12 protein-coding genes are annotated in these 10,900 nt (G+C 66.8%); 3 read left to right on the top strand and 9 right to left on the bottom strand.

The window, feature by feature from the left end; genetic code table 11:
* Nucleotides 1-113: 113 nt before the first annotated feature.
* Nucleotides 114-521, bottom strand: coding sequence for a hypothetical protein (locus M3149_RS16710; protein ID WP_251710679.1), 408 nt, complete (start codon nucleotides 519-521; stop codon nucleotides 114-116).
* Between the two features lie 118 nt (nucleotides 522-639).
* Nucleotides 640-2,130: a hypothetical protein gene (locus M3149_RS16705; RefSeq protein WP_251710678.1), complete on the bottom strand. Its 1,491-nt coding sequence runs from the start codon at nucleotides 2,128-2,130 to the stop codon at nucleotides 640-642.
* A gap of 201 nt (nucleotides 2,131-2,331) precedes the next feature.
* Here M3149_RS16705 and M3149_RS16700 point away from each other — a divergent pair, with 201 nt between their 5' ends.
* Together M3149_RS16700 and M3149_RS16695 are read left to right on the top strand one after the other, a co-directional pair.
* Nucleotides 2,332-3,537, top strand: coding sequence for an FAD-dependent monooxygenase (locus M3149_RS16700; protein WP_251710677.1), 1,206 nt, complete (start codon nucleotides 2,332-2,334; stop codon nucleotides 3,535-3,537).
* Nucleotides 3,538-3,570: 33 nt separating this feature from the next.
* Nucleotides 3,571-4,557 carry a Bug family tripartite tricarboxylate transporter substrate binding protein gene (locus tag M3149_RS16695; RefSeq protein WP_251710676.1) on the top strand — a complete coding sequence of 329 codons (987 nt, stop codon included), beginning with the start codon at nucleotides 3,571-3,573 and terminating at the stop codon, nucleotides 4,555-4,557.
* 16 nt (nucleotides 4,558-4,573) lie between these two features.
* Here the strand turns inward: M3149_RS16695 and kynA are convergent, their stop codons facing one another.
* The 6 genes from kynA to M3149_RS16665 form a co-directional block, all read right to left on the bottom strand.
* A complete protein-coding gene (gene kynA, locus M3149_RS16690; protein ID WP_251710675.1) occupies nucleotides 4,574-5,425 on the bottom strand; it encodes a tryptophan 2,3-dioxygenase in 852 nt (283 codons plus the stop codon).
* Nucleotide 5,426: 1 nt separating this feature from the next.
* Nucleotides 5,427-6,707 (bottom strand): kynureninase, encoded by a 1,281-nt coding sequence (gene kynU, locus M3149_RS16685; protein WP_251710674.1) that lies wholly within the window; start codon nucleotides 6,705-6,707, stop codon nucleotides 5,427-5,429.
* A complete protein-coding gene (gene kynB, locus M3149_RS16680) occupies nucleotides 6,704-7,333 on the bottom strand; it encodes an arylformamidase (protein WP_251710673.1) in 630 nt (209 codons plus the stop codon). Before kynB ends, kynU begins: the two co-directional genes overlap by 4 nt.
* Nucleotides 7,334-7,415: 82 nt before the next feature.
* On the bottom strand, nucleotides 7,416-7,730 hold the full coding sequence (locus M3149_RS16675) for a YkgJ family cysteine cluster protein (RefSeq protein WP_251710672.1): 315 nt from the start codon (nucleotides 7,728-7,730) through the stop codon (nucleotides 7,416-7,418).
* Between the two features lie 4 nt (nucleotides 7,731-7,734).
* A complete protein-coding gene (gene argF / locus M3149_RS16670; RefSeq protein ID WP_251710671.1) occupies nucleotides 7,735-8,682 on the bottom strand; it encodes an ornithine carbamoyltransferase in 948 nt (315 codons plus the stop codon).
* An 8-nt stretch (nucleotides 8,683-8,690) separates the two neighbouring features.
* Entirely contained in the window at nucleotides 8,691-9,890 is a 1,200-nt protein-coding gene (locus M3149_RS16665) for an aspartate aminotransferase family protein (RefSeq protein ID WP_251710670.1), read from the bottom strand.
* Between the two features lie 272 nt (nucleotides 9,891-10,162).
* On the opposite strand from M3149_RS16665, the gene M3149_RS16660 reads away from it, so the two are divergent.
* Nucleotides 10,163-10,471, top strand: coding sequence for a DUF3579 domain-containing protein (locus M3149_RS16660; protein ID WP_251710669.1), 309 nt, complete (start codon nucleotides 10,163-10,165; stop codon nucleotides 10,469-10,471).
* A gap of 131 nt (nucleotides 10,472-10,602) precedes the next feature.
* Here M3149_RS16660 and rpsT read toward each other — a convergent pair whose 3' ends face one another.
* Complete coding sequence (rpsT, locus tag M3149_RS16655) at nucleotides 10,603-10,899, bottom strand: 30S ribosomal protein S20 (RefSeq protein WP_251710668.1); 297 nt, start codon at nucleotides 10,897-10,899, stop codon at nucleotides 10,603-10,605.
* Nucleotide 10,900 lies beyond the last annotated feature (1 nt).

Below are 10,900 nucleotides of genomic sequence, written 5' to 3'. Positions count from 1 at the left end.
TCCTTGGGGATCTGCGGCAGCGCCGCTGTCCTGGCGGCAATAGCCGCGTTCTTCGTCTTTGTCTTGCTTGGCATAGATGCTCCTGATCGTCATGCTATGCCTCGCACACAAAATTACTGACAGGCTCTTTCTCTCTCTTTCAGACGGTCCATTGCCGTCAGCACCGCCGGTCTGCCTGGCGTTGGCGTGCTGTTGATGGAGGCCGCATCGTTCGGATTGTTGACGGAGGTGGGCTCCACGGGGTCCGGCGGATAAAAATTGAACCCTAAATCGTTCTCGAACAGCCACGGGACGGGGTCATCACCGAACCACGAACCTGCGTTGTTTGGTTGCGGCGCAGGCAGTTGAGCGCTCTGGATCGATGGGATGTTCGAGGTGTTGCCAGGTTGCGTGGGTGTGTGCGGTGTGTTTCCAGGCTGCGTGGGTGTGTGCGGCACCCCCGTGCCCGAATGGGGCGAATGCGTGGCGCTCGAGAACGCCCCGCTCCACAGGGTGGGGATACCGTTGGATCTGAGATGCATGGCTGTTGAAATCAGGGCTGGTTGAGGGTGAGTGGGTGCGGCTGGAAAAAACGCTCAGGCCAGGCGTTCGGGTGGAACGCCCGCATTGAATGGGCGCGCGCGTTTCATGGGCGCGGTTTCATTGGCGCGGTTGATGCATCAGCTCGTTCAAGAGTGTTTGCATGGCGTCGCGCAACACGGGCGGCAGCCGCATCGCTTGAATCGCCAGTTCGACGTTGAAGGGCACGTCATCTGGCCAGCGCTTCACGTGCCTCAGTCCCTCGGCGAGGGCCTGAGCAGCCTGGTCCGGAATGGAGAACGATTGACGGGCGGCGTGAAGCGTGATGGCAAGGGCGAACGCTCCAGCTGCTGCCGGGTTGAGTTTGCTGGTCAGCGCCAGCGTCTCGGTCAAGTCAAACCAGCTGACGCTCTTCATCACGGGCAGAACGCTCTGCCGGTCGGTGCATGTGGCGAAGGCGCTGATGGCAGGCAATGCGTTGTTGGGAATGTCCAATTGACCTCGATTTTTCAACGCCAGCAACTGCCCGAAGCACGCCGCGGGCTCCCAGGTGGGCGCGCCTGCACGGCCAACGGCTTGCTGGGCGGGAAAGCCCTGCATCGGCATGGGCGTGACCAGGACAGGACGTGCTGCGGTGCTGACAACGTCGGGACGCGGCTGGGGTGCCACCACGAATTGCGGTGTGTTGATGCGCTGCTCCACATGCGGTGTCTGCGCACTGACCGGCTGCCAAAGGGGTAGAGGTCTCGGGCGGTTGTCATCGTGGTCGTTGGTTTGTATTGTTCGTTCAATGGCCTCGACGTGCTGGCGCTTCAGACGGGTCGATGTTTTCTCTTTCACCGAAGGCACTGTGCCCAGAAGCGTGTTCACTGTCGCTTGAATGCGTTGGGATCCTTGCGTTTCGTAGGCTTGAACCCGGGCCTCAATCGTCTCCAAGGCCACGCGAAGTTCATCCGACGGCAGGCCTTCGGGAAAGTAACGCCGGATGCGATCCACACCCGCGCGTGCATTGCTGCACAACATCTGCAGATAAGGACCGAGTTCGTCGGGCAGGTTTGCAGGCAGCGAGTAGGCCAATGCGGCAACGTTTGACGTCAGTGTTCGGTTGGCCAATTCCAGGTGAAAGTTTGCGAGGCACAAACACGCAAAAGTCTGGGCTTCGGGGGAAGTCGGTGCCAGTCTTTTCAACAGGCCCAGGATCGAGCCGACGCGCACGCCGTGTTCGGTATGGCCGCTGGAGCGCGCCTTCAAAATGCAGCGCAATGCGTCCTCAAGCGTCGAACAGTCCCTCATGGCAACAGCGGTCTTGTTCCGTTCCTGGAGGGGCAGACGGCAAAGCGCCTTCACAAACGCCGGTTTACTCGCCGCAGGCGGGAGGCTGCCTTGTCCCGAGGCGCTACCGTCGAGAAAGTCTTCGTACACAGGCAACAGCTCGAAGCCGGCCTCGGCGTCGAGCTGATTCGTGATCCAATGTTCTTGGTCGGCGGTGTTGTGGACGTTAGGTTGTGTTTGCTGCGGACCAGGCCTTGGCGAAACAGGGTTCAGCGGTCTCTGGATGGACGCCGTTGTCTTGGCGATGTATGAGCTGTTGTCGACAGATTGAGGTCGCATGGGGGCAGCGGGGCGAAAAGTTGAGTTCGGCAGGCTGGACGTTTGATTGGTGAACAGGGTGCCCATCCCGCGTCGTTGCGTGTCGGTGTGAGGTCGCGCTGTTTTGTCACCCCGCTTCATCGCCGGTTCCCAAGGCTTGCCTATGGCCGATCTGTGGGAGGCGATCCAGGCGCGTCGGCGGTCGCAGATACCATCCACTGCATGAAGATGTCCTTGCTGGTGGCCGGTGGTGGCATCGGTGGTCTGGCCGCAACGCTCGCGCTGGCGCGCCAGGGCGTGCCACTCACCGTGGTCGAACAGGCTCACGCCTTTAGTGAGGTGGGTGCCGGCCTGCAGCTCGGCCCCAACGCCGTGCGGGTGCTGGCGGATTGGGGGTTGCGCGATGCGCTGGACGCGGTGGCCGCGTGGCCCGAGGCCTTGCAGGTGCGCGATGCCTCACGTGGTCACGAACTCGGCCACCTGCGGCTGGGCGCAGACATGATGCGGCGCCATGGCCAGCCCTATGCCTGCCTGCATCGGGCTGATCTGCACGCGCTGCTGCTGCAGGCCGTGCGGGCGCATGGCGGGGTGCAATGGCGGCTGGCCACGCGCGTGGCCTCGGTTACCGAGCGCAACGACTCGGTGAAGGTGAGGCTGGACAACGGCGAAGTGGCGATCGGCCCGGCGCTGGTGGGTTGCGATGGCTTGTGGAGCCGGGTGCGCCACGCGGTGGTGGACACCCTGCCGCCCGTGCCCACCGGACACCTGGCCTACCGGGGCCTGGTGGCAGCGTCGGCGCTGCCCGTGGCCTTGCGCGTGCCCCGCGTGCTGGTGTGGCTCGGTCCGCGATTGCATGTGGTGCACTACCCGGTGCGCGGTGGCGATGCCTTCAACCTGGTCGCCGTGGTGCACGCGCACGGTTTTTTGCCGCGTGACGCGCAGAGCTGGTCGGAGCCGGCCACGCGCGCCGATCTGCAGGCCGCGCTCGGCCCGGTGCACGCGGAGCTGGCTGGCTGGCTCGACGCCGTGCCCACCTGGACGCGTTGGGTACTGCACGATCGCGCGCCCTTGAGTGGGCCGCATGGCATGGCCGGTGGCCGCATTGCGCTGCTGGGCGATGCCGCGCACCCCATGCGCCCCTACCTCGCGCAAGGGGCGGCCATGGCGCTGGAGGACGCATGGGCGCTCGGCCGCGTGGTGGCCGATCCTGCGCTCACCGACTGGCCGCAACGTTTCGAGCGCTACGCTGCGCTGCGCTGGGCGCGCAATGCGCAGGTGCAGCGGCGCTCGCGCCGCAATGGCACCGTGTTCCATGCCCGTGGCCCGCTGCGCTGGGCGCGCAATGCGGCCATGGCCCTGCTGGGCGAGCGCCTGTTGGACAATGCGTGGCTCTACCGCGGGCCAGGCGACGCCACGCGCCGCGCCTGAGTCCCTCACCCCGTTGATGACTGGAGACACGACATGACCCTGCCCCCGATGAACCGACGCCATGCCCTGGCCACCGGTGCCGCGCTCGCGGCCGCTGCCGTCACCGCGCCTGCATCCGCACAACCCGCATGGCCCAGCCGACCGCTCAAGATCGTGGTCGGCTTCCCCGGGGGCTCCTCGCCCGACCTGATGGCCCGCACCATCGCCGAGACGCTGCAGCAGGCGCTGGGTCAGCCGGTGGTGATCGAGAACCGCCCCGGTGCCGGTGGCAACGTGGCGGCCGCGCAGGTGGCCCGTGCCGACGATGACCACACCATCGGCCTGATGATCAACGGCAACATGACGATCGCGAAGATCCTCAACCCCGCCACCACCTACGACCCGCTCACCGATCTCGCCCCGGTCTCGCTGCTCGCGGTGGCGCCGCTGGTGCTCACCGCGTCCATGGACACGCCGGCCGATCCGCGCGCCTTTTTCGAGGCCGCGCGCGCCAGCGGCGACAAGTGGAACTACGGCACGCCCGGCATCGGCACCGTGGCGCACCTGGGCATGGAGCTGCTCAAGGGCCGTGCTGGCCTGGGCGCGGTGCACGTGCCGTACCCCGGCAACCCGCAGGTCATTGCCGCGATGGTGGGCGGGCAGATCCAGATGTCGCTGCTGCCCCCGGGCCTGGCCATGGCCCAGGTGCGTGGCGGCAAGCTGCGCGCGGTGGGCGTCACCTCGGCCGGGCGCAGTGGCGTCGTACCCGAGGTGCCCAGCCTGGGCGAAGCCGGCATCAAGGACTTCCAGCTCGAGATCTGGAATGCGGTGGCCGCACCGAACAGCCTGCCCAAGGCGCATGTGAACCGCCTCTCTGCGCTGCTCACCGACATCGTGCGTCGACCCGACGTGCGCGAGAAGATCCTCAACCAGGGCTGGACGGTGGCGGGTACGTCGCCTGAAGGCCTGGCGAGGCGCGTGAAGGCCGACACCGAGGCCATGGCCGAGGTGATCCGGCGCAACAACATCCGGCCGAGCTGACGCGAGGGCCGGTGCGTCAGAGGGCGGTGCGCAGGCGCCAGATTTCGGGGAACAGCACCACGTCGAGCATCTTGCGCAGGTAGCTCACGCCGCCCGTTCCCCCGGTGCCGCGCTTGAAGCCGATCACGCGTTCCACGGTGGTGACGTGCCGGAAACGCCAGAGCCGGAAGCTGTCTTCCAGGTCGGTCAGTTCCTCGCCGAGCTGGTACAGGTCCCAGTGGGCCTTGGGGTCTCGGTAGACCTGTAACCAGGCCTGTTCGACGGCATCGCTGGCCTCGTAGGGCTGCGTCCAGTCGCGCTCGGTGTGGCTGGCCGGCACGGGCAGGCCGCGGCGCGCCAGCAGGCGCAGGCATTCGTCGTACAGCGAGGGCGCCTCGTACGCCGCGCGCACGATGGCGGCACGCTCGGGGTGGTGCGCGTGCGGCTGCAGCATGGCCGCATTCTTGTTGCCCATGGCGAACTCGATGCAGCGGTACTGGTGACTCTGGAATCCACTCGATTTCGCCAGGTAGGGCCGCAGCGCGCTGTACTCGGGCGGCGTCATGGTGGCCAGCACGTCCCATGCATGCACCAGCTGTTCCATGATGCGACTCACGCGCGCGAGCATCTTGAAGGCCGGCGGCAGATCGTCGCGCGCGATGTGCGCGATGGCGGCGTGCAGCTCATGCAACATGAGCTTCATCCACAGCTCGCTGGTCTGGTGCTGCACGATGAACAGCATTTCATCGTGTGCGGGCGAGAGCGGCTTTTGCGCGTTCAGGATGGCGTCGAGCTGCAGGTAGTCGCCGTAGCTCATGTCGCGGCTGAAGTCGAGTTGGGCGCGCTCGTCGCGCACCACGTCTTCGGGGCGTTGCGGTTGCGAGGCCATCTCAGGTCACCGCGTGTTGCCGGTTGAACTCGGGGCGTTGCCACTCGCCACTCTCCAGCACCTGGCGCAGGTGCTCGACGGCGTTCCAGACGTCCTCGAAACCCAGGTACAGCGGCGTGAAGCCGAAGCGCAGGATGTCGGGGTGGCCCGCGCCGTCGCCCGCGCGGAAGTCGCCGATGACGCCGCGCGCGATAAGGGCCTGGACGATGGCGTAGGCACCCTGGCCGCGACTCAGGCAGACCTGCGAGCCGCGCTGCGCGTGGTCACGCGGCGTGACGAGGGCAAGACCCTGGCCCGCGCAGCGTTCCTCCACGAGTTGAATGAACAGATCGGTGAGCGCGAGCGACTTGCGGCGCAGCGCGGCCATGCCGCCGAAGGGTTCGGCCGCGAGCACGGTGGCCACGCCGCATTCGAGCGCGGCCAGGCTGATCATGGGTTGCGTGCCGCATTGGTAGCGCACGATGCCCGCGGCGGGCTGGTAGTCGGGCGTGAAGGCGAAGGGCTTGTCGTGGCCCCACCAGCCGGCCAGCGGCTGCCAGCAGCTGTCGGCGTGGCGCGGGTTCACCCACACGAAGGCCGGCGCGCCAGGCCCGCCGTTGAGGTACTTGTAGCCGCAACCGACGGCGAAGTCGGCGTCGGCCGCGGTGAGGTTCACCGGCACCGCGCCCGCACTGTGCGCGAGGTCCCACACCACCAGCGCGCCGGCGTCGTGCGCGGCTTTCGTGACAGCGGCCATGTCGTGCATGGCGCCGGTGCGGTAGTTCACGTGGGTGAGCATCAGGATCGCGAGCTTTTCGTCCTTGAGCGCGTCGGCGATCTCATGCGGCTCGACGAGAACCAACTCCCAGCCCTTGTCCTTGCACAAGGCTTCGGCAATGTAGAGGTCGGTCGGGAAGTTGCTGCGCTCGCTCACGATGCGCCAGCGGCCCGGGCTGCGCTGTGCGCTGATGCGCAGTGCGGCACTGAGCACCTTGAACAGGTTCACGCTCGTGCTGTCGGTGGCGATGGTGGTGCCCGGTGCCGCGCCGATCAGGCGGGCGATCTGGTCGCCGACCTTGCGCGGCAGCTCGAACCAGCCGGCGCTGTTCCAGCTGCGGATCAGGTCGCGGCCCCATTCCTGCGTGACGACCTCGGCCACGCGCGCGGGCGCCGAACGCGGCATGGCGCCCAGGGAGTTGCCGTCCAGGTAGACAGTGCCTTCGGAAATGTCGAACAGCTCGCGCAGAGCGTGCAGTGGATCTTGCGCGTCGAGTGCGCGGCAGTCTTGCAGGGTGGTGGTCATGGGAGGGAACGCAGTACCGCGCGCACCGGGGAGGCGTCGGCGGTGGTCAGTTTCAAGGGTAGGGCGATGAGTTCGTAGTCGCCCTCGGGCACGTCATCGAGCAGCAGGTTCTCCAGCACGCGCAGGCCGCGGCGGCGGATCACCTGGTGGCTGTCCAGCGTCTTGCTGCTCGCCGGGTCGATGCTGGCGCTGTCGATGCCAATGAGCTGGACGCCGCGGTCGGCCAGCAGTTCCACCGTTTCAGGCGCGAAGGCGGGCAACGCGATGTCGAATGTGCTCTGGGGCATGCGCGCATAGGTGCGAACGAGCACACGCGGTGGCAGATCGGCCATGCCGTGTGCGATATGTCCGGGCATCACGAGTGCGCCAACGCCGATGGCATGGATCACGCGGCACGGGCCGATGAAGGTGTCGAGCGGCACCTCGCCGATGGGCAGGCCGTTCGGGTCGTAGTGCAGCGGGGCGTCAGCGTGCGCGCCAACGTGCGGTGACAGCGTGATCGCGCTCACGTTCACCGGGCAGCCCGGGCCGATGCTCGCGACCCACTGCTGCGTGTAGGCGGTGTCGCCGGGAAAGACCGGCGCGCCGGCGTGGACGGGAGGGGAGATGTCCCAGAGCGTTTTCATGGCGCGGCGAAGGTAGCACCGTGAAAATACCCGTGGTGTCGGTTAAAGCCAACACCCGATCAAAAACTTCAGGTCTGAAGCATCAGGCCGGTGTGGCAAGCGGCGGCAGACCGTGCCGGGCCCGCGCGCGCTCGCAGGCGTCGCTGCCTTCCTCGAATTCGTGGCAGGGCGAAGGGCGCCATTCGTAGATGCCGCAGCTCACCCGCTCACCGATCTTGCCGGTGAGCGCGGCGCAGCGCACGGGTACGTGGTCGGTGCCCCGCATGCGCATGGTGCTGCCGTTGACCTCGACCGCCAGCCCGCCGGGCACGCGCCCGCCCATGTCCTCCATTTCGTGGACCGCAAAGTCCACGCGAAAGCAGGCGCAGCACGCGCCACAGGCCGTGCAAGCGGACATGGTCTCAGCCGATGCGTCCCAGGAGCAGGTATTCCATCAGCGCCTTTTGCGCGTGCATCCGGTTCTCGGCCTCGTCCCAGACCACGCTTTGCGGGCCATCGATGACCTCGGCCGCCACTTCCTCTCCGCGGTGCGCGGGCAGGCAGTGCATGAACAGCGCGTCGGGTTTGGCAAGCCGCATCATGGCTTCGTCCACACACCACTGAGCGAAGGCCTGTCGGCGCACCTCGTTCTCGGCCTCGAAGCCCATGCTGGTCCAGACATCGGTGGTCACCAGGTCGGCGCCCCGGCAGGCTTCACGCGGGTCCTTGAAGACCTTGTAGCAGCCGCGGTCGCTGATGCCGGCCAGCACCGGGTCGACCTCGTAGCCACCGGGCGTGCTCACGTGCACCGTGAAGCCCAGCAGCTCGGCCGCCTGCAGCCAGGTGTTGGCCATGTTGTTGCCATCGCCCACCCAGGCCACCACCTTGCCGCGGATCGCGTCCAGCGGTTTGCCGCTGGGTGCGGGGCGGTACTCCACCAGTGTGAACAGGTCGGCCAGGATCTGGCATGGGTGGAACTCGTTCGTGAGGCCGTTGATCACCGGCACGCGCGAGTGCGCGGCGAAGGCTTCGATCTTCGATTGCTCGAAGGTGCGGATCATCACGATATCGACCATGCGGCTGATCACGCGCGCGCTGTCTTCGATGGGTTCGGCGCGGCCAAGCTGGCTGTCGCCGGTGGTGAGGTGCACCACCGAGCCGCCCATCTGGTACATGCCGGCCTCGAAGCTCACCCGGGTGCGCGTGCTGGCCTTCTCGAAGATCATCGCCAGCGTGCGGTCCGGGTCGGCGAAGGGCTGGTATTTCTCGACAGCCTTGAACTTGCGCTTGATGAACGCCGCGCGCTCGAACAGGTGCGCGTACTCGTCGGCACTCAAGTCCTTGAACTGCAGGTAGTGGCGGATCGACATGGGCGTGCTCACTCCGCCAGGAAGGCCTTGACCAGCGGCACCAGAATGGCGGCGATGGCATCGGCGTCGGCCGTGGTGATGATGAGCGGCGGCACCAGACGGATCACGTTGTCGGCCGTCACCGACAGCAGCAGGCCGGCGTCGGCCGCGCGCTGCGTGATCACGCCGCAGGGCCGATCAAGCTCGATACCGAGCATCAGCCCCTGGCCGCGGATCTCCTTGACACCGGCCACACCGGCCCAGCCTTTCTCGAGGGCGGCCTTGAGGTGCGAGCCGACGCGCTCGGCGTTGGCCAGCAGGCCGTCCTCCTCCATGATGCGGATGGTCTCGACACCGGCGCGCATGGCCAGCGGATTGCCGCCAAAGGTGGTGCCGTGGTTGCCGGGCTGGAAGATGTTGGCCGCCTTGGGGCCGGCCACCACCGCGCCAATGGGCACGCCCGAGCCCAGGCCCTTGGCCAGGGGCATCACGTCGGGCACGATGCCGGCCCATTGGTGCGCGAACCACTTGCCCGTGCGGCCCATGCCGCACTGCACCTCGTCGATCATGAGCAGCCAGTCGCGCTCGTCGCACAAGGCGCGCACGTCCTTGAGGTATTGCGCGCGCATCGGGTTGATGCCGCCTTCGCCCTGGATGGTTTCGAAGAACACGGCCACCACGTTGGGGTTGTTGGCGGTGGCCTTCTTGAGGGCCTCGATGTCGTTCGCGGGCACGCGCACGAAGCCCTCCACCAACGGGCCGAAGCCGGCCTGCACCTTGGGGTTGCCGGTGGCCGAGAGGGTGGCAATCGAGCGGCCGTGGAAGGCCTTCTCGTAGACCACGATCTCGGGGCGCTCGATACCCTTGTCGTGCCCGTACTTGCGCGCCAGCTTGAGCGCGGCCTCGTTGGCTTCCAGGCCGGTGCTGCAGAAGAACACGTTGGTCAGGCCCGAACGCTCCGCCAGCATCTGGGCCAGGCGCTCCTGGTCGGGCACGTGGTAGTAGTTGCAGCAGTGGATCATCTTCGCCACCTGGTCCTGCAACGCGGGCACCAGCTTGGGGTGGCCGTGGCCCAGGGTGTTGACGGCGATGCCGGCGAGTGCGTCGAGGTATTCCTTGCCGTTGGTGTCCCAGACGCGGCAGCCTCGGCCGTGCGACATCGCGATCGGCAGGCGACCGTAGGTGTTCATCACGTGGGGCGAGGCGACGGGTTTCAGCGCAGCGTTCATGCAGGGGCTCCGAGGGCAGGCCGGTCAAAAGAAATCGGCTCAACGCTGCAGGGCAGGTGAGCCGTTGAAGCGCGATTGTAGGCACACGTCCCATGGGCGACCGATGACGAAGCGGCATCGCTGCGATCCGCCTCGCGGTGTGGATCGTACGAGGGTATACCCGAGTCTTATATAAGATAGAATTCTCGTCCTGCCACCCGCCCGGCGATCCCGGTGCCCGCGGTGGCCCGCTTCCTGCCTGAGTCCGCAACCACCGGATCACCCTCCAGCCGATGGCCGCATCCCCGCCCAAGCAAGTGTTCATCCAGGGCATCACCCGCGATGGACGCACCTTTCGCCCGAGCGACTGGGCCGAGCGCCTGGCGGGCGTGATGAGCGGCTTTCGCCCCGGCGGCGCCCAACCGGGCAGCCACCTCAGCTATTCCCCCTGGTGCGTGCCCAACCTCATCAACGGCATCAAATGCGTGGTGGTGCACAGCGACTTGCGCGAGGCCGAGCCCATGGCCTGGGATTTCTGCATGAACTTCGCGCGCGACAACGACCTGCAGGTGGCCGAGGGCTGCCTGCTCCCCGACCGATAGCCCGAGGAGCCCGAAACCCGGCGCCCGGAAACAAAAAAGCCGTCTTGCGACGGCTTTTTTGCTTTGCTGGCAGCGCACCCTGTTCAAACGGCAGGCCCCGAATCAGGGCCCGGGCGGGTGAGGGTGGTGGCTCAGGCCGCGATGGCCAGGGCCTTGACCTTCGAGGACAGGCGGCTCTTGTCGCGAGCGGCCTTGTTCTTGTGGAAGATGCCCTTGTCGGCGATGGTGTCGACCACGGCTTGCATCTTGGCGAACAGTTCGGTCGCCTTGGCTTTGTCGCCGGCGACGACGGCCTTCTCGACGTTCTTCACCGCGGTGCGGTACTTCGAGCGCAGCGACGTATTGGCGGCGTTGAGTTTGACGTCCTGGCGGGCGCGTTTGCGACCGGACGCCAGGCGAGGGTTCTTTTTCTTCGGCTTGGTGGCCATG

It is taken from the genome of Hydrogenophaga intermedia, from assembly GCF_023715105.1.
Lineage (GTDB): Bacteria > Pseudomonadota > Gammaproteobacteria > Burkholderiales > Burkholderiaceae_C > Hydrogenophaga > Hydrogenophaga intermedia_A.
This window is presented reverse-complemented; position numbering and strand designations above follow the sequence as displayed.

Coding starts and splice junctions, on each gene's coding strand:
- M3149_RS16710 (WP_251710679.1), bottom strand. CDS start 521: ATGCATCTCAGATCCAACGGTATCCCCACCCTGTGGAGCGGGGCGTTC.
- M3149_RS16705 (WP_251710678.1), bottom strand. CDS start 2,130: ATGCGACCTCAATCTGTCGACAACAGCTCATACATCGCCAAGACAACG.
- M3149_RS16700 (WP_251710677.1), top strand. CDS start 2,332: ATGAAGATGTCCTTGCTGGTGGCCGGTGGTGGCATCGGTGGTCTGGCC.
- M3149_RS16695 (WP_251710676.1), top strand. CDS start 3,571: ATGACCCTGCCCCCGATGAACCGACGCCATGCCCTGGCCACCGGTGCC.
- kynA (WP_251710675.1), bottom strand. CDS start 5,425: ATGGCCTCGCAACCGCAACGCCCCGAAGACGTGGTGCGCGACGAGCGC.
- kynU (WP_251710674.1), bottom strand. CDS start 6,707: ATGACCACCACCCTGCAAGACTGCCGCGCACTCGACGCGCAAGATCCA.
- kynB (WP_251710673.1), bottom strand. CDS start 7,333: ATGAAAACGCTCTGGGACATCTCCCCTCCCGTCCACGCCGGCGCGCCG.
- M3149_RS16675 (WP_251710672.1), bottom strand. CDS start 7,730: ATGTCCGCTTGCACGGCCTGTGGCGCGTGCTGCGCCTGCTTTCGCGTG.
- argF (WP_251710671.1), bottom strand. CDS start 8,682: ATGTCGATCCGCCACTACCTGCAGTTCAAGGACTTGAGTGCCGACGAG.
- M3149_RS16665 (WP_251710670.1), bottom strand. CDS start 9,890: ATGAACGCTGCGCTGAAACCCGTCGCCTCGCCCCACGTGATGAACACC.
- M3149_RS16660 (WP_251710669.1), top strand. CDS start 10,163: ATGGCCGCATCCCCGCCCAAGCAAGTGTTCATCCAGGGCATCACCCGC.
- rpsT (WP_251710668.1), bottom strand. CDS start 10,899: ATGGCCACCAAGCCGAAGAAAAAGAACCCTCGCCTGGCGTCCGGTCGC.